The organism is Paenibacillus sp. PSB04 (assembly GCF_025809195.1).
In the GTDB taxonomy this organism is placed as follows: Bacteria; Bacillota; Bacilli; order Paenibacillales; family Paenibacillaceae; genus Paenibacillus_AQ; species Paenibacillus_AQ favisporus.
Genome location: NZ_CP081301.1, coordinates 1355001 through 1371562 on the forward strand (window position 1 = coordinate 1355001; position 16562 = coordinate 1371562).

At 50.5% G+C, this 16562-nt stretch carries 16 protein-coding genes, 2 rRNA genes and 1 riboswitch (1 of these 19 only partly in view); of the genes, 16 read left to right on the forward strand and 2 right to left on the reverse strand.

Translation table 11 applies throughout. The features are described 5' to 3' along the window. From K2F33_RS06560 to K2F33_RS06570, 3 genes are all read left to right on the forward strand, one after another. Window positions 1-1961 (forward strand): 23S ribosomal RNA (locus K2F33_RS06560) (it extends 967 nt beyond the left edge of the window). Window positions 1962-2020: 59 nt separating this feature from the next. Next, window positions 2021-2137, forward strand: a 5S ribosomal RNA gene (rrf, locus tag K2F33_RS06565). 420 nt (window positions 2138-2557) lie between these two features. Continuing rightward, the gene (locus tag K2F33_RS06570; protein WP_076176639.1) at window positions 2558-2974 is read left to right on the forward strand and encodes a hypothetical protein; all 417 of its coding nucleotides are present in this window, start codon (window positions 2558-2560) and stop codon (window positions 2972-2974) included. Between the two features lie 101 nt (window positions 2975-3075). On the opposite strand, the gene K2F33_RS06575 is transcribed toward K2F33_RS06570, so the two are convergent. Then, window positions 3076-3600 carry a hypothetical protein gene (locus tag K2F33_RS06575; RefSeq protein WP_263881287.1) on the reverse strand — a complete coding sequence of 175 codons (525 nt, stop codon included), beginning with the start codon at window positions 3598-3600 and terminating at the stop codon, window positions 3076-3078. Between the two features lie 210 nt (window positions 3601-3810). On the opposite strand from K2F33_RS06575, the gene K2F33_RS06580 reads away from it, so the two are divergent. The 10 genes from K2F33_RS06580 (at window position 3811) to rsmI (ending at window position 11689) form a co-directional block, all read left to right on the forward strand. Beyond that, window positions 3811-3996, forward strand: coding sequence for a sigma factor G inhibitor Gin (locus K2F33_RS06580; RefSeq protein ID WP_076176641.1), 186 nt, complete (start codon window positions 3811-3813; stop codon window positions 3994-3996). A gap of 308 nt (window positions 3997-4304) precedes the next feature. Further along, complete coding sequence (locus K2F33_RS06585; RefSeq protein ID WP_412973968.1) at window positions 4305-5984, forward strand: aminotransferase class I/II-fold pyridoxal phosphate-dependent enzyme; 1680 nt, start codon at window positions 4305-4307, stop codon at window positions 5982-5984. Continuing rightward, window positions 5981-6610 (forward strand): dTMP kinase, encoded by a 630-nt coding sequence (gene tmk, locus K2F33_RS06590; RefSeq protein WP_076176643.1) that lies wholly within the window; start codon window positions 5981-5983, stop codon window positions 6608-6610. The genes K2F33_RS06585 and tmk overlap by 4 nt, the downstream gene beginning before the upstream one ends. A gap of 175 nt (window positions 6611-6785) precedes the next feature. Next, the gene (locus tag K2F33_RS06595) at window positions 6786-7115 is read left to right on the forward strand and encodes a cyclic-di-AMP receptor (RefSeq protein WP_036712689.1); all 330 of its coding nucleotides are present in this window, start codon (window positions 6786-6788) and stop codon (window positions 7113-7115) included. A 15-nt stretch (window positions 7116-7130) separates the two neighbouring features. Then, window positions 7131-7574 (forward strand): YaaR family protein, encoded by a 444-nt coding sequence (locus K2F33_RS06600; protein ID WP_076176644.1) that lies wholly within the window; start codon window positions 7131-7133, stop codon window positions 7572-7574. Between the two features lie 139 nt (window positions 7575-7713). Beyond that, window positions 7714-8688 (forward strand): DNA polymerase III subunit delta', encoded by a 975-nt coding sequence (gene holB / locus K2F33_RS06605; protein WP_105442445.1) that lies wholly within the window; start codon window positions 7714-7716, stop codon window positions 8686-8688. Between the two features lie 45 nt (window positions 8689-8733). Continuing rightward, the gene (locus tag K2F33_RS06610) at window positions 8734-9534 is read left to right on the forward strand and encodes a PSP1 domain-containing protein (RefSeq protein ID WP_076176646.1); all 801 of its coding nucleotides are present in this window, start codon (window positions 8734-8736) and stop codon (window positions 9532-9534) included. A gap of 29 nt (window positions 9535-9563) precedes the next feature. Further along, on the forward strand, window positions 9564-9929 hold the full coding sequence (gene yabA / locus K2F33_RS06615) for a DNA replication initiation control protein YabA (protein ID WP_076176647.1): 366 nt from the start codon (window positions 9564-9566) through the stop codon (window positions 9927-9929). Window positions 9930-10040: 111 nt separating this feature from the next. After that, entirely contained in the window at window positions 10041-10808 is a 768-nt protein-coding gene (locus tag K2F33_RS06620; protein WP_076176648.1) for a tRNA1(Val) (adenine(37)-N6)-methyltransferase, read from the forward strand. Then, complete coding sequence (gene rsmI / locus K2F33_RS06625) at window positions 10805-11689, forward strand: 16S rRNA (cytidine(1402)-2'-O)-methyltransferase (protein ID WP_263881288.1); 885 nt, start codon at window positions 10805-10807, stop codon at window positions 11687-11689. Before K2F33_RS06620 ends, rsmI begins: the two co-directional genes overlap by 4 nt. Before the next feature lie 307 nt (window positions 11690-11996). Here rsmI and K2F33_RS06630 read toward each other — a convergent pair whose 3' ends face one another. Continuing rightward, window positions 11997-12251: an AbrB/MazE/SpoVT family DNA-binding domain-containing protein gene (locus tag K2F33_RS06630; RefSeq protein ID WP_036712714.1), complete on the reverse strand. Its 255-nt coding sequence runs from the start codon at window positions 12249-12251 to the stop codon at window positions 11997-11999. Window positions 12252-12574: 323 nt separating this feature from the next. Here K2F33_RS06630 and K2F33_RS06635 point away from each other — a divergent pair, with 323 nt between their 5' ends. The 3 genes from K2F33_RS06635 (at window position 12575) to K2F33_RS06645 (ending at window position 16558) form a co-directional block, all read left to right on the forward strand. Then, window positions 12575-13855, forward strand: coding sequence for an HD domain-containing protein (locus K2F33_RS06635; RefSeq protein WP_263881289.1), 1281 nt, complete (start codon window positions 12575-12577; stop codon window positions 13853-13855). Window positions 13856-13913: 58 nt separating this feature from the next. Beyond that, the gene (locus K2F33_RS06640; protein WP_116234472.1) at window positions 13914-14684 is read left to right on the forward strand and encodes a TatD family hydrolase; all 771 of its coding nucleotides are present in this window, start codon (window positions 13914-13916) and stop codon (window positions 14682-14684) included. Between the two features lie 204 nt (window positions 14685-14888). Next, window positions 14889-15115, forward strand: a riboswitch (cyclic di-AMP (ydaO/yuaA leader). Window positions 15116-15385: 270 nt separating this feature from the next. Beyond that, window positions 15386-16558 (forward strand): resuscitation-promoting factor, encoded by a 1173-nt coding sequence (locus K2F33_RS06645; RefSeq protein WP_263881290.1) that lies wholly within the window; start codon window positions 15386-15388, stop codon window positions 16556-16558. Window positions 16559-16562: the final 4 nt, after the last annotated feature.

A 16562-nucleotide genomic window follows, 5' to 3' on the forward strand; every position in this document is an offset into this window, starting at 1 on the left:
GCCATCGACTGATCGACCGGGAGTCAGACAGTGAGTGCTAAGATCCATTGTCAAAAGGGAAACAGCCCAGACCATCAGCTAAGGTCCCCAAGTGTGTGTTAAGTGGGAAAGGATGTGGAGTTGCACAGACAACCAGGATGTTGGCTTAGAAGCAGCCACCATTGAAAGAGTGCGTAATAGCTCACTGGTCGAGTGACTCTGCGCCGAAAATGTAACGGGGCTAAACACACCACCGAAGCTATGGCTTGATGCTTGCATCAGGGGTAGGGGAGCGTTGTATACAGCGTTGAAGGTATACCGTAAGGAGTGCTGGAGCGTATACAAGTGAGAATGCCGGTATGAGTAACGAAAAGATCAGTGAGAATCTGATCCGCCGAAAGCCCAAGGTTTCCTGAGGAAGGCTCGTCCGCTCAGGGTAAGTCGGGACCTAAGGTGAGGCCGACAGGCGTAATCGAAGGACAACAGGTTGAAATTCCTGTACCACCGTAAACCGTTATGAGTGATGGGGTGACGCAGGAGGGTAGTGACGCGAGCTGATGGATGCTCGTCCAAGCAGTGAGGCTGGTGTGTAGGCAAATCCGCACACTTTAAGGCTGGGCTGTGACGGGGAGGGAAAATTATAGTACCGAAGGTCATGATCTCACACTGCCAAGAAAAGCCTCTAACCAGGTGAAGGTGCCCGTACCGCAAACCGACACAGGTAGGCGAGAAGAGAATTCTAAGGCGCGCGGAAGAACTCTCGTTAAGGAACTCGGCAAAATGACCCCGTAACTTCGGGAGAAGGGGTGCCCCGGTAGTGTGAATAGCACGAGGGGGCCGCAGTGAAAAGGCCCAAGCGACTGTTTAGCAAAAACACAGGTCTGTGCGAAGCCGCAAGGCGAAGTATACGGGCTGACGCCTGCCCGGTGCTGGAAGGTTAAGGGGAGCGGTTAGGGAGTAATCCCGAAGCTGTGAACCGAAGCCCCAGTAAACGGCGGCCGTAACTATAACGGTCCTAAGGTAGCGAAATTCCTTGTCAGGTAAATTCTGACCCGCACGAATGGCGTAACGACTTGGGCGCTGTCTCAACGAGAGATCCGGTGAAATTTTAATACCTGTGAAGATGCAGGTTACCCGCGACAAGACGGAAAGACCCCATGGAGCTTTACTGCAGCTTGATATTGGATTTGGGTACGATCTGTACAGGATAGGTGGGAGCCTTTGAAACCTGAGCGCCAGCTTGGGTGGAGGCGCCGTTGGGATACCACCCTGATCGTATCTAGGTTCTAACCTGGTACCGTGATCCGGTATGGGGACAGTGTCAGGTGGGCAGTTTGACTGGGGCGGTCGCCTCCTAAAGAGTAACGGAGGCGCCCCAAGGTTCCCTCAGAATGGTTGGAAATCATTCGAAGAGTGCAAAGGCAGAAGGGAGCTTGACTGCGAGACCTACAAGTCGAGCAGGGACGAAAGTCGGGCTTAGTGATCCGGTGGTACCGCATGGAAGGGCCATCGCTCAACGGATAAAAGCTACCCTGGGGATAACAGGCTTATCTCCCCCAAGAGTCCACATCGACGGGGAGGTTTGGCACCTCGATGTCGGCTCATCGCATCCTGGGGCTGAAGTAGGTCCCAAGGGTTGGGCTGTTCGCCCATTAAAGCGGTACGCGAGCTGGGTTCAGAACGTCGTGAGACAGTTCGGTCCCTATCTGTCGTGGGCGTAGGAAATTTGAGAGGAGCTGTCCTTAGTACGAGAGGACCGGGATGGACGTACCGCTGGTGCACCAGTTGTTCCGCCAGGAGCATGGCTGGGTAGCTACGTACGGACGGGATAAGCGCTGAAAGCATCTAAGCGTGAAGCCCCCCTCAAGATGAGATTTCCCAGTATGTAAGACCCCTTGTAGACGACGAGGTAGATAGGTTGGAGGTGGAAGTGCAGCAATGCATGGAGCTGACCAATACTAATCGGTCGAGGGCTTATCCAATAAATATAAAATGTAGATTCGTTTCGTATCTAGTTTTCAAGTGATCAAACACTTGAACGTTTGGTGGCGATAGCGGAGGGGTTCCACGCGTACCCATCCCGAACACGACCGTTAAGCCCTCCAGCGCCGATGGTACTTGGACCGAAGGGTCCTGGGAGAGTAGGACGTTGCCAAGCGAAGGACCACTGTTGATGAATATCAACGGTGGTTTTTTTGTTTTTAATTGTGTGTATGAGAGAAAATGGGTTATGAAATACAGATCCTATCGTATTCATTAACAAGAAGGATTGAATTTTTTATTCATGGAATACATCCTGTAGACTAGACAGCATGATAAAATTGGCCGTTAGGGAAGTCTTGAGAACATAGGATCGGGATGGACATGATATGGGTTTATGAATCTTTTGTCATTAAAAAAGATCGAGACACCGCAGCTGCCTATTCGCTATCATGCATAAGGTTTGTATACTCTCCAAACGAAGTAACATTTTTGTTACCGACAGGGCAGAAGTAGTCAGTATAATATGTATGTACATGTTTGGGGGTGCCTAAGAAAACTGAATAATTATTACTTTTGCGATATAAGGAGGACATACATGCTCAATAGACCGTGGCTGCATGCTCTTCTTGTGTTTGGAGTCGTCTGTTTGCTGCTTACCGGCTGCATGAAAAGTGAGCCCTCGTGGACATCCTTTGAAGGAGCTGCGAACGATAAAACCTTTCCGGTGCCGAAGGAAGCGAACCGTACTGATCGGACATCCGGTAATTCTAAATTAGACTATGTACGCTACTCGATGAAAGGCCTCAAAGAAGATGAACAGATTCCGGAAGCTTACTTGAATAAGATTAAAGAGTGGGGCTGGAAGGAAAAAACGGAGGAGGCCGAAGGGAACTCGCACGTTTTTGAGAAGCAAAGCCGGGTAATTAACTTAACCATTCATAAAGATTATTTTACGGTGACCGTTTTAACTAAGGGTAAGGCGACAGTTGAAAGTGTGGATACCGATTTATAGTGACCTGCATCCAAGGATGCGGGTTTTTTAATTATGCGTGCAAGCCAAAGTCCCCTCTGTGTAAGAGGGGACTTCAAGTTCATCATAATGATGACGAGTGGCTACTGCTGATAATAGGAGATGTCCTGTGCGTTCAGTTTAATCATGCCGTCTTTACGCTGCTTCAATAAACGAAGAAAAGCATAATATTGCGGAAGCAGGAACCAGAGATGCCAGAACAGCAAGGACAGTGTGAAGGGAACCGGTGACCAAAACATGATCACAGCCAGCAGGAGCAGGCCAAATCCAGTGATATAGATATAGACTTTCCGAAACAGGCGGTAGCTGATATGTTGATCGGTGATATACCCGAGCCATGGCAGCCGCAGCGAAAACTTCCATCGTTTACGAAACGGTGTTCCTGATAACAGCAGAACCGATCGGGAGATAACATAATGAATCCACAGCATAACCGGTGCGGTGAGAACAAAATAGAAGCAGCTGGTCCAGGAAATGACGATCATGAATGAAATCACAGCTATGTAGGGAAGAAGCAAATATAGGCGCACGAGCAGCCGGGAAACCGGTATTTTTTTGATTAATTTATAGTGGTAAAAGGTTGCATTAACGTGATTCTCATCCGGCATGGAGAACGCTCCACCTCCTAGAGGTCTTTAATTCATATATCGGCTGATTGAAAGACTTTTTTTAAAATTCCTGTACAGACACTCGCGGGGATTGCGGGGAATATGTATGTAAGGAATCAAAGGGGGATATGAAACCACTATGAAAAGGTTTAAAATAATAGAAAATGAGTCATACTTGATAGTAATTAATGAAATAAGGTGGGATGGTTGATGGAAAATCAAACCGAACACGTCTGTATTATTTGCGGGCAAGTCAAAGAAGAAGGAATCACCATTATATCACAATTTATTTGCGAAGAGTGCGAATGTGAAATGGTGCATACAAATGCCGAAGACGCCAAATACCATTATTTTATCCATCAGATGAGACAAATCAATTTACAGACCAACGCGTAAGCAGGTATTTTGTACAGGGGGACAGCGGGAAGCTGTCCCTTTTTTGCATAGAAAAAGGTTATAAGCACGTAAAAGCAGCGGAGACTCAGCCGCCCCTGGTTCGCAAGAGAAACAATTGATACATCTGGCCTGGCTACCACGAATGTACGTTGGTAGACATTTCTTTTCAAGCGGTTGTGTAAATTGTGCATTTATCTAAGTAAATGCCCCACTATTTCTAGTGACTTTATACGGTGACCGTTAGCCGGATGATTCAATATGCGATAAAATAGGGTAGAGATTGAAACCGGAAGGGATTATGGCTGGGGATGAAAAAGCAACATGTGAACAAGGAACGTGCACCTGTATATGAGATGATGCAGGAGATGAAAGATAAAGCCTATTCTTCATTTCATGTACCCGGACATAAAAAAGGACGGGCCTATACCGAGTCCGGGGGAGCCGGATTTCTGCAGGATGTGCTGCAGGCGGATTTGACCGAAATCACAGGGACAGACGATCTGCATCACCCGGAGGGTGTGATTCGGGAGGCGCAAGCGCTGGCGGCGGATTGTTTTGGAGCCGAGGAGAGCTTCTTCCTGGTCGGCGGGAGCACATCCGGAAATATAGCGCTGATTCTGACGGTCTGCAGCAAGCCGGGGGATCTGCTGATCGTCCAGCGGAATGTCCATAAATCGGTGATCCATGGACTGATGCTGGCGGGGGCGAAGGCGGTCTTTATCCAGCCGGAGCCCGATCCGGTCAGCGGACTGGCAGTAGCCCCGTCCGCAGAGACCGTCACCGCCGCCCTGGCCGCCTATCCGCAGGCCAAGGGCGTGCTGGTCACCATGCCGAACTATTACGGCATGGGCAGCGACTTGGCGCCGCTTGCGAAGGCGTGCCACCAGCACGGGGTACCGCTGCTGGTGGACGAGGCGCACGGCGCCCATTACGGGCAGCATCCGCGGCTGCCCGGAAGTGCCTTGGCCAGCGGAGCAGACGGCGTCGTACAGTCGACGCACAAAATGCTGGCCGCGCTCACCATGGGAGCCATGCTGCACGTCCAAGGGCCGCGGATTGACCGCGGCCTGCTCCGCCAGCGGCTCGCCATGGTGCAGAGCTCGAGCCCATCGTACCCGATTATGGGCTCGCTGGACCTGGCCCGGCGCCTGCTGCATGTGCAGGGCGCCGGCGCCTTCACGGCGGGGCTCGCCGCCGTGGAGGCCCTGGTGCGCGGCCTGGCGGAGCTGCCGCGCTTCAAGCTGCTGCACCCGCAGGGGCAGCAGCCCCAAGACGCCGCCGGCGCCGCATCGGCGGGCAGCACTGCGCAGGCGGCCATCCGCCCTCCGGCAGCCGCATACACCACGCAGGACCCCTTCAAGGTCGTCATGTATGACGACACCGGCGTCCTGAGCGGATATGAGCTGCAGGAGCGGCTTGAGGCGTATGGCTGCGTACCGGAGATGAGCGATGACCGATACGTGGTCTTGGTATATAGCTTGGGGTCCACCGAGGAAGACACCCGTCACCTTCTGGATGCCCTCCGGCATATAACTGTAGAGAAGGCGGACGCCCAGAACTCAGCAGATGCCTCACCGGCAGTTGAAAGCCGCCATTCCGTTCAGACGGAGGCGGAAAAAGATTCAAGTCTAACGGGAGCGTCCAGCCTGCCCAAGACGCAAGGCAGCCCTGCCGAATTTTCCACGTGGAACATTTTAGCCCAGGCCACCGTCTCAGAGCCTATTCCATTCGGCCTGCAGCCCATACCTGCTGAAGATACCGAAACGGTCTCTCTTCGGGAGTGCGCGGACAGAACCGCCGCAGAAATGATTATTCCGTATCCTCCGGGAATCCCGTTACTGTATCCGGGAGAGCGGATCACCGAGGATACGGCAGCAAGGCTTCGCGTCCTGTCCAATGCGGGAGCGAAGTGCCAGGGGGCGGCAGATCCGAATCTACGAACTATTATTGTATATAAGAAAAACAGAAAGCAGGGAAGCCATTTATGACTGGTCCAGGAGCATTTATTACGCTGGAAGGAGGCGAAGGGTCCGGGAAGACAACCGTGATCGGAAAAATTGGTGAATATTTTAACCGGCTCGCCATCCCCTATATGATGACCCGAGAGCCGGGAGGTATTGAAATTGCCGAGAAGATTCGGGAAATTATATTGAATCCGTCCCATACGGCCATGGATGCCCGAACCGAAGCGCTTCTGTATGCTGCTTCAAGAAGACAGCACCTTGCTGAAAAGGTGGAGCCTGCCCTGGAGAAAGGCCTCACGGTGATCTGCGACCGATTCGTCGACAGCAGCCTGGTTTATCAAGGATATGCCCGCGGACTTGGCATGGATGAAGTGTGGGCCATTAATCAATTCGCCATTCATGACCGGATGCCGGATCTCACCTTTTATTTGGATATCGAGCCGGAGACCGGACTGCAGCGGATTGCGGCAAATCAGGGACGCGAGGTCAACCGCCTGGATCTTGAAGGTTTATCTTTTCATCAGAAGGTACGGGAAGGTTATCATATCATCGCATCCCGTTATCCGGAGCGCATCGTCGTCATTGATGCTTCCAAAGAGCAGTCTGCCGTGGAACAGGATATCATCCGTGTGCTTCAGGAGCGATTTTAAAGGATTTTTGAGGATCTTTGTCAAATAAGTACAGTAGCAGCCTGCAGCTATATAGAATGAACTAAATTAATGATGCAAATGTGGACATCAATGTTAGTTTAAAAGATTATTACATCTTACTTTGGTTCAATCTATATGGATGGGCAGGTCTAAATAAGCGAGGAGGGAATGCAAGATGAAACTGATCGTTGCGATTGTACAGGATAAGGACAGCAACCGTTTGTCGGCAGGTCTGGTCAAGGCGAACTTCCGGGCGACGAAACTGGCGAGTACCGGCGGGTTCTTGCGGGCAGGTAACACCACATTTATGATCGGGGTGGATGACAGCCAGGTTGAAGCCGTGATGAACGTCATCCGCAGCAGCTGTAAGGTTCGGGAACAGCTCGTCACTCCCGTAACCCCGATGAGCGGTACGACCGATTCATATTTGCCGCTCCCCGTAGAGGTTCAAGTCGGCGGTGCTACCGTGTTCGTTCTGCCGGTTGACCGTTTCGAACATTTTTAAGGCAGGAGATATCCATTGAAGATTAATCCGGGGTTCAGACCCCTAAAGAGCGATTTGCAGATTAACGAGGGCAATGCGAAGCAGATTCAGCCCAAATCGTTTTCCGATATCATGCAGCAGCACGGCGAGAAGGTTTCGCAGGAGGAGCTTGACCGCCGGTTTAAAGAGATTCAGATGCAGGGAGACCGCCTTGCTAGATCGATGACGATCCGCGAGTTGAAGGCCTACCGTATGCTGGTCAAACGGTTTCTGGAGGATACGGTCCGCCGTGGAGTCCGGATGAAGGAAGCTCGTGGCTGGGACCGCAGGGGCCGGGGCAAGCGCTACAATCTGATTGATGAAATCGACTCAGCCCTTTTGGGACTGGCCGACGATATGCTGGAGAGCGAACAGGGGAAAATCGAGCTGCTGCAGCGGATTGGGGAAATCCGCGGTATGCTGATCAATTTGATGTTCTGACAGATTAGAAGAAATAGGAATAGGTAAAGCCCATCGTACATGATAAACTATAGGTATAGATAGAATGCCGTATTGTAACATCGATGCGCCGGCCAGGCGATCCGTCTTCCGGTCCATCGATATTGGGAAGAGAGGAAATATGTCTTTTGCAGATATTGCGGGTCAGGATGCGGCAAAGCAAATGCTGCAAAACGCCCTTCGCCGAAACTCCGTCAGCCATGCTTATATATTCAGCGGTCCAGCGGGGAGCGGACAGATGAAGACGGCCCGGACGTTTGCCCAAGCACTCTTCTGTACTACGCTTGAGGACGACGCCTGCGGACAATGCCTCGAATGCCGCAAAGTGGAACACGGCAATCACCCCGATCTTCATCTCCTTGCTCCGGATGGATCGTCTATCAAAATCGACCAGATCCGCGACTTACAGCGGGTCTTTTCCTATCGCTCGGAATCAAAGAATCCGAAGGTATATATTATCGACCAGGCTGATACGATGACCGTGCAGGCGGCCAATAGCCTGCTGAAGTTTCTGGAGGAGCCGCCCATTCCGGCCGTGGCGATTTTGATTACGGAGAATGGACAGGCTCTGCTCCCAACGATTCAGTCGCGCGCCCAGCTGGTGCCTTTTACCCCGCTCAGCCCCGGGTTGATGCTGCAGACGCTGGTGGATGAAGGATACCCTTCACCGCTTGCCAGATGCGCCGTTCACCTATCGTCGGGACTGGACGGATGCCGCGAGCTGATGGAGCAGAATTGGTTTGCAGAAATTAGAAACGTAGTGTTACAATTAGGGAAGGAAGCTCTAGGCCGCGGCAGCTCCGCTCTGGTGACCGCAGGGCAGAAGGTGTTCAAAGCCGGGTTATCCGATCACTTGGATACACTGCTTAATTTGTTTCATTTGTGGTTCAAAGATATGCTTCACGTCCAGTACGGTAAGCACGAAAGTATCGTTTTCATAGATCAGTTGGACTTTTTGTCTACACATGCTTTAACCCGCAGCACGGCACAATGGGTCTCCTATATGGATTTAGCCGCAGAATGCAGGAAGAAATTGCGCTACAATGTGAATAGCCAACTCTGTCTTGAACAGTTTTTAATCGGTTTGGAAGGATAGCTTCAAGGCTAGCCAATGGTCTCTGGCATATAAGGGGGTTAGTTTTTGTACAGTGTAGTGGGTGTCCGTTTTAAAAAGGCGGGCAAAATTTATTATTTCGATCCGCTCGATTTCCCGATTGAGAAGGATAACAGCGTTATCGTCGAAACGGCGCGCGGTATCGAATACGGCAAGGTTGTCGTTGGAAAAAAAGAGGTGCAGGAATCCGATGTGGTCCTCCCGCTGAAGAAGGTCATCCGGATCGCCGGTGATTCTGACGCACGGGTTGTGGAAGAGAACAAGCAGGCCGCCAAGGATGCTTTTGCCACCTGTTTAAATAAAATCCGCGATCACGGCCTCAAGATGAAGCTGGTGGATGTGGAATTTACGTTTGACCGAAATAAAATTATATTTTATTTTACGGCTGAGGGAAGAGTGGATTTTCGCGAGCTCGTCAAGGATCTGGCCGGTATTTTCCGGACGCGGATCGAGCTTAGACAAATTGGTGTGCGTGACGAAGCCAAGATGCTGGGCGGTATCGGCCCATGCGGTCGCATCCTTTGCTGTTCGTCCTGGCTCGGCGATTTCGAGCCTGTATCCATCAAGATGGCTAAAGACCAGAGCTTGTCGCTGAATCCGACCAAAATTTCCGGCTTGTGCGGAAGACTCATGTGCTGTCTGAAATATGAGCATGATAATTATGAAAGTGTGAAGGAAGAGCTGCCATCAGTAGGCAAAATCGTCATCACATCGTTGGGAGAAGGCAAAGTGGTCGGTATCAATGCCGGCAGCCGAAGCGTCCATGTCCAGCTGTTTGAAATCAGCAAGGTCAAGGAACTGCCATTGGATGATGTTGTCATCAAGTAAACCGTAGAGGTTACTTTCGGGGTGGAAACTTGGAAAAGAAAAATATTTTTGCACACATTCAAGAGATGGAAACACAAATGGAGCAGGTTCACAGTGATCTGGGTGAAATGAAGCTTCTCATCAAAGAGCTGCTGGAGGAAAACAACCGCCTGAGCCTGGAGAATGAGCAGCTGCGCAAAATATTAAAAGGAGCCATACCGGAGGAAGGATCCCCGCTGCCACAACCGGCCCATGCCACAGCAGAGCAGGAGCATGAGATCGAGGACGTGGTGGGGGAAGGATACGACAACCTCGCGAGGCTGTATCACGAAGGTTTCCATATATGCAACGTCTATTATGGACATTTGCGCACAGAAGGCGATTGCCTTTTCTGCCTGTCTTTTCTGAATAAATGAAGCCGTAGGATAACTCCCTACGGTTTTTTTTCAATGTTTTTATGGTTTACAATGGTTTTATGTAAAGTACCAAGGAAGGTTACCCTATGCTGCAGAGAAGGAAAATGAAGAATGAAAATTGATAAATCACAGGTAAGCCTGCGGCCGACGGAACGTCTCGACGATCTGCTGACGCATGATTTGCATATTATCCAAAGCGACGAAGTGTTCAGCTTTTCCATGGATGCGGTACTTCTGGCACGCTTCGCGGGAATTCCGGCCAAGGGGAGAGTGCTCGACCTGTGTACGGGCAACGGTGTCATTCCGATGCTGCTCACCACCCGTACTGCGGCGGCCATCGAAGGTATTGAAATTCAGCCCCGTCTGGCGGACATGGCCCGGCGGAGCGTGGAGCTGAACGGCTTGAATGACCGGGTTCTCATCCGCGAAGGCGATTTGCGGGAGCTGCACAAGGAGACCGGGCACGGCGTATATGACGCCATTACAGTCAATCCGCCCTATATGCCGCTGAACGGCAGCGATATCAAGCTGAATCCTCACCAGGCGATCGCCCGCCATGAAATCAGCTGCACCCTGGAAGAGGTTATTCAGACCTGCTTCAGATTGGTCAAGCCCGGAGGGAAAGTCAGCATGGTTCATAAGCCGCAGCGGCTTGCAGACATTATATCACTGATGCGGCAGCATCGGCTGGAGCCGAAACGGATTCGCTTTGTTCATCCGAGGGCCCACTTGGAGGCAAATATGGTGCTGGTCGAGGCAATGAGGGAAGGCAAGCCGGAGGTGCGGTTGCTGCCGCCGCTCATTGTATATAATGAGAATAACAGCTACTGCCCCGAAATTCTGGATATTTATTATGGAGCTAAAGAGGGAAAAGAATGAGTCTGAGCATACAAAGCAGTTTTCAGGAAAAAGAAGAGGGCGCGCCGGGTTCGTTATACCTGGTGGCCACGCCCATCGGCAATTTGGAGGACATGACGTTTCGGGCGGTAAACACGCTAAAGGCCTGTGACATCATCGCCGCAGAGGATACAAGGCAGACGCGCAAGCTGCTCACCCATTTCGACATTTCCCCGTCGATGTTGTTCAGCTATCATGAGCATAATAAGGCGGCAAGCGGACCCGAATTAATACGCTATATAATAGAAGGAAAAAATTTGGCTCTTGTCAGCGATGCCGGTCTGCCGGCGATTTCCGACCCCGGGGCCGACCTCGTCCAGCTGGCGTTGGAACAAGGAATTTCCGTTATTCCGGTCCCGGGTGCCAATGCTGCGTTATCCTCCCTGATCGTGTCGGGACTTCCGACCGAGCGATTTACGTTTATCGGTTTTCTTCCCCGGGAACGCAAAGAGATTCAAGCGGTGCTGGAGCCGCTGCAGGCGGCATCCGGAACGCTGCTGTTTTACGAATCGCCTCATCGGGTAATGAAGACACTCAAGGCCATCCTTGAAATTCTCGGCAATCGGAGAATTGTGCTCGCCCGTGAGCTGACCAAGCGATATGAGGAGTTTGTCAGGGGAACCATTGAAGAATGCCTCGAGTATCTGGAGGAGCATGCTCCGATTGGCGAATACTGCCTCGTACTGGAAGGCGCGGATCCGAAGGAGGAGCAGAAGCAGCGGGATGCTTGGTGGCAGGAGCTGACCGTGGAAGAGCATGTGCAGCATTACGAAGGGGAAGGGTTGCCAAGGAAAGACGCCATGAAGAAGGCAGCCGCCGACCGTGGTGTTTCCAAAAGAGATGTGTATAACGCACTATTGTAAACGAATGCAGTGGTGAGGGAGCAGTAGGTAGAAGAGAGAGATTAGGTGGGTAAACCACATTTTTGAAAAGACAGTCGCCTTTTATAGGGATGAAAGTTTTTCCGAAGTTAGGTAATTTGTGGCAAAATGGAAGCAGCCGGGGTAGGACGCGTCGTACGGCTGCTCCTCTTCTCCTTGGAGCGGTCATATCGTCTTCAATCAAAAAAAATGCCTCCCACGGCCGGGTTCTAAGCCGAGGAGACACCAAGGAGATATGAAAAAGGTTAGAATTAACAATTTGAATTACTCTTATTATATACTAAAAATCTTAATTTGTCACAGGTGTTGGGATTTCTGATATGCAATCGTGACAAACAATTTTTCCTTTGAAGTAAGTAACATTCTCGGCATTGCCGCAGAAGATGCAGGCCGGTTCGTATTTCTTGAGCATAATACGTTCTCCGTCCACGTAAATCTCAAGTGCGTCTTTCTCTCCAATGCCCAAGGTACGGCGCAGTTCAATGGGGATAACTACCCGACCCAGTTCGTCTACCTTTCTTACAATACCAGTTGATTTCATCATAACTGATCATTGCTCCTCTCGCCATAGTTTTAAAATGTCATAATTCGACAACGTTCTCTCTTTAATGATATCAATAATACCAACGATTCCCAAAACAGTCAACCAGTAAATTTGGTTCAATAACCTTACAAATAGCATAACAGCTAGGAAATCACTCATATCAGGATTCTTTTCCAATTATATCGCCTTGGTAGTATAATGTCGATTTGGAAAACCTTAATTCTGCTTATTTCGACATGTATCGACATCAATTGTCAAAAATATTTCAAAATTAAAACACTTAACAACCCGAATTTCACAAAATGAATGGAGTTGACCTGAACATGAACCCACTAAGTGAGGAAAAAGTCTTTAAAGATCCGGTTCACAATTATATTCACGTCCAGGACTCCACGATTTGGAGGCTTATTAATACGACCGAATTTCAGCGCTTGCGGCGGATCCGGCAGCTTGGAACCTCGTATTTGACGTTTCATGGAGCGGAGCACAGCCGTTTCTCCCATTCTTTAGGGGTATATGAGATTACACGGCGGATTATTTCGCAATTTGAGCGCAGCGGCTATCCGGATTGGCCGAAAGAAGAGAGGCTGCTGACGCTGTGTGCGGCGCTGCTGCACGACCTGGGACACGGCCCCTTTTCTCATTCGATTGAAGAGGCCTTTCATATGAATCATGAAGACTGGACGCGCCGGATTGTCACCGGAGATACGGAAGTGAATGATATTCTGAGCGAGATTGCCCCGGACTTCCCGAACAAGGTATCCGCCGTCATCGCGAAGACCTATGATAAACCGATTGTGGTGAACCTCGTTTCTAGCCCCTTGGATGCCGACCGGATGGATTACCTGCTTCGGGATGCCTATTACACCGGGGTGAACTACGGTACGATTGATATTGACCGTATTCTGCGGATGCTTCGTCCTTACCAGGGGAGAGTGGTGGTCAAAGAGTCCGGGATGCATGCCGTGGAGGATTATTTAATGTCCAGGTACCAGATGTACTGGCAGGTCTACTTCCATCCGGTAACCCGCAGTTCAGAAATTATTTTGCGCCAAATTTTCCGGCGGGCCAAGGAGCTGTACCAGGATGGTTATCCATTTGGCTTTATGGTCGAGCCGCTGCCTCAGCTCTTTGAAGACAAACTGGACGTGCAGGCTTATCTGAAGCTGGACGAGGCGCTGATTCAAACGGCCTTCCTCCAGTGGTCCTATGAGGACGACCGCATACTCAGTGAGCTGTGTACCCGATTTATGCACCGCAAACTGTATAAATATGTAGAAATGGACTCCGTCGATTTGGAAATGATCGATGAAATCCGCCGGGAGTTTGGACAAGCCGGAATGAACCCGGAATATGATCTGGAGATTGATTTTCCGACCGATCTTCCTTACGATGTATTTCGTCCGGGTGACGAGTCGAGCCAGAAACAGATCCTGCTGCTCGACCGCCAGGAGCAGCTGCGGGAAATATCCGAGGTGTCGGATATTGTCCGTTCCATCAGCGGCATTCACCGCGGGAAATATCACTTGTATTATCCGGAAGATAAACTGGAAAAGGCGATAACCGATCTTTCTCCTTCGATTTCCCGCATTTTCAAGCTTTAATGACAAAATACCGTACGAAAAGGAACCTGTGGTACCGACAAGAAAGGAGTTCAAATTCATGGAACTGTTCGACACGCACACCCATCTGGATGCGCAACAATTCGACGAGGACCGGGAGCGGGTCATTGATAATGCCGTACAAGCCGGTGTAACCCGGATGATCAACGTTGGTTTTAACCGGGAGACGATTCCATCGACGATGAAGCTGGTGGAAACGTATGATTTTATATATGCGGCCATAGGCTGGCATCCGCAGGACGCCGTTTTTATGCAGGAAGGCGATCTGGAGTGGATTGCATCCTTATGCAGTCATCCCAAGGTGGTGGCCATCGGTGAAATTGGTCTGGATTACTACTGGGATACCTCGCCAAAGGATGTGCAGCACCGGGTCCTCCGCCAGCAAATTGGACTGGCCCGAGAGCTCAACATGCCGATTGTTATACATAACCGGGACGCCCATGAGGATATTGTGAAAATATTACGGGAAGAGAAGGCCGGCGAGGTCGGCGGTGTCATGCATTCGTTCTCGGGGAGCTGGGAAACCGCGAAGCTATGCCTGAATATGGGCTTCCATCTTTCGTTTGGCGGACCTATTACGTTCAAGAATGCCAGAGTCCCCAAAGAGGTCCTGGCTCAGGTTCCGATGGACAGGCTGCTCATCGAAACGGACTCTCCTTATCTCACGCCGCACCCTTTCCGAGGGAAGAGAAACGAGTCGGCAAACGTCCGTCTGGTCGCTGAAGCGGCAGCCCAGATTAAGGGGGTTGACCTGGAGGAAATTGCCCAGATTACCACCCAAAATGGGCTGGAACGATTTGGAATTGTGTGAAATCGGGAGAAAAACAGCCGAAAAAATGAGCATGAGCGAATGATTAAAGAATTTTAACAAACAAAACGCCGAATATTACATTTTTTTAACCACTTTTTCAAATAAACGTGGTTGATTACCGCTTTACAACATGCATCAAAACAGGATATCATCTTTTCAGTGAATCATTGAGCTGTCGTTAAGGTCTTACCTTCGCAGCTTCATGAACCAGTCTCGCTGAGTCTTCCGCATGGGAGAACGGGGGAACCAATACTGGAGCGGGGCATGACAGACCGGAAGCGGTCCGGTGCTCGCAAACGTATTTGATTTCTTTTTTGGGTCTCTGGGGTGAATTGAACGGCTTTACGCCATGAGCGTAAGGACGCGAATAGGGCGGCTCTCTTTCGCCCGAACCCGACAGCTAACCCCGTAAGCGGATAAAGAGAGGTACCCTCGTGCATGACAATTCCGATATTCTGACATCCGGAAGCCACGAAAGAGTCCTCGTAAGCTCTTTTCTATCGGCTTCTTTTGTTTTGAATAAAGGAGAGGCAGTCATCATACTGTTGTATAACAGGAGGTGACAAATCATGATGGAGAGATTGGTTCATGGTGCAAGAACGCATGCTTTCTGTGGGTTCTTGTAAAAAATTGAGTATAGTCGCGTCAAATACAATCATGCATAACTCTAGACGGCGAGGCTATGAAGGAGGATCGAGAAAGTGGGCGTTTTCCAACCAGAGAAGACCCATGATTCAAAAATCTCCAGCATGTCTTACGCATTGCGATGGAAGCATGAGAATTTGCGCCAGATCTCCACTGCAGCTATCGTTTCAATCGCGGTTACCCTGATGATCTTGCTGCTCGTGTACAGTCAATCGCGAAAACAAGTTTATTTGGTAGTAGACGGTCAAATGAAATCTGTACAGACCAATACATCTTTACTTCAAGAAATGCTGGATGAGCAGGAAATCAGTCTGAAACCCGAGGACCAAATATCGATGCCGCTGAGCGGGGCTATATCCGACGGCGACAAGGTCGTGATCGACCGCGCGAGTCCTGTGAAGGTGACGGCTGATGGTGCAACGAAGCATTTGTATACAACGGCCAAAACGGTCGGCGACGTGCTGAAAGAAACCGGCGTCAAAGTCAAGGAAACAGACATTGTCACTCCGGCTGTCGAAACGGCGGTCTCCACCAACACGGACATCCGGATCGTCCGGATGAACAAACAAGTGGTACAGCGTCATGAATCCCTCCCCTTCCGGGTGGTCAAAACCTCCGACCCCAGCATTTACAAAGGCGAGTCGCGGGTGATTCAGCAGGGATCTCCTGGCGTGATGGTGCAGTACATCGAGAAGAAGTACAAAGACGGCAAGCTGGTGTCCATGAAAATGGTGGGCAAAAAAGTGCAGACGGTGACCAAAGATAAGGTCATTGCCGTCGGCACGAAGAAAAAGCCTGTTCCCGTAGTGACCGAAGTCAAAACAGCCGTTGCCAAAGCTTCTTCTACCCCTGCCAAGGTGAAGAAGGTCAGCAGCAGCAGCAGTAACAACCGGGTCAGCAAGGCCGGCGTTGACTTTTCCTACAAGAAGCTGATCAAAGTCTCCATGACCGCTTATTCGTCTGGCGAGTCCGGAGTCGGCACACGCACCGCCACAGGAACACGCGTCACGGAAGGCCGCACGATTGCGGTTGATCCAAGCGTCATTCCTTTGGGATGGTGGGTTTACATTGAAGGTGTTGGCTTCCGTCGTGCGGAAGACACAGGCGGAGCCATTAAGGGAAATAAAATCGATATATACTACGATTCCGTCCAGCAGGCACGCAACTTTGGCCGTAAATCCGGCCTTAAGGTATACGTGATCGGTCCGGTCAAACCGGAGCTGAACTAATTTC

What these genes read in the sequence shown, in the direction of transcription:
- K2F33_RS06570 (WP_076176639.1), top strand. Translation starts at nt 2,558, where the DNA reads ATGCTCAATAGACCGTGGCTGCATGCTCTTCTTGTGTTTGGAGTCGTC.
- K2F33_RS06575 (WP_263881287.1), bottom strand. Translation starts at nt 3,600, where the DNA reads ATGCCGGATGAGAATCACGTTAATGCAACCTTTTACCACTATAAATTA.
- K2F33_RS06580 (WP_076176641.1), top strand. Translation starts at nt 3,811, where the DNA reads ATGGAAAATCAAACCGAACACGTCTGTATTATTTGCGGGCAAGTCAAA.
- K2F33_RS06585 (WP_412973968.1), top strand. Translation starts at nt 4,305, where the DNA reads ATGAAAAAGCAACATGTGAACAAGGAACGTGCACCTGTATATGAGATG.
- tmk (WP_076176643.1), top strand. Translation starts at nt 5,981, where the DNA reads ATGACTGGTCCAGGAGCATTTATTACGCTGGAAGGAGGCGAAGGGTCC.
- K2F33_RS06595 (WP_036712689.1), top strand. Translation starts at nt 6,786, where the DNA reads ATGAAACTGATCGTTGCGATTGTACAGGATAAGGACAGCAACCGTTTG.
- holB (WP_105442445.1), top strand. Translation starts at nt 7,714, where the DNA reads ATGTCTTTTGCAGATATTGCGGGTCAGGATGCGGCAAAGCAAATGCTG.
- K2F33_RS06620 (WP_076176648.1), top strand. Translation starts at nt 10,041, where the DNA reads ATGAAAATTGATAAATCACAGGTAAGCCTGCGGCCGACGGAACGTCTC.
- rsmI (WP_263881288.1), top strand. Translation starts at nt 10,805, where the DNA reads ATGAGTCTGAGCATACAAAGCAGTTTTCAGGAAAAAGAAGAGGGCGCG.
- K2F33_RS06630 (WP_036712714.1), bottom strand. Translation starts at nt 12,251, where the DNA reads ATGATGAAATCAACTGGTATTGTAAGAAAGGTAGACGAACTGGGTCGG.
- K2F33_RS06635 (WP_263881289.1), top strand. Translation starts at nt 12,575, where the DNA reads ATGAACCCACTAAGTGAGGAAAAAGTCTTTAAAGATCCGGTTCACAAT.
- K2F33_RS06640 (WP_116234472.1), top strand. Translation starts at nt 13,914, where the DNA reads ATGGAACTGTTCGACACGCACACCCATCTGGATGCGCAACAATTCGAC.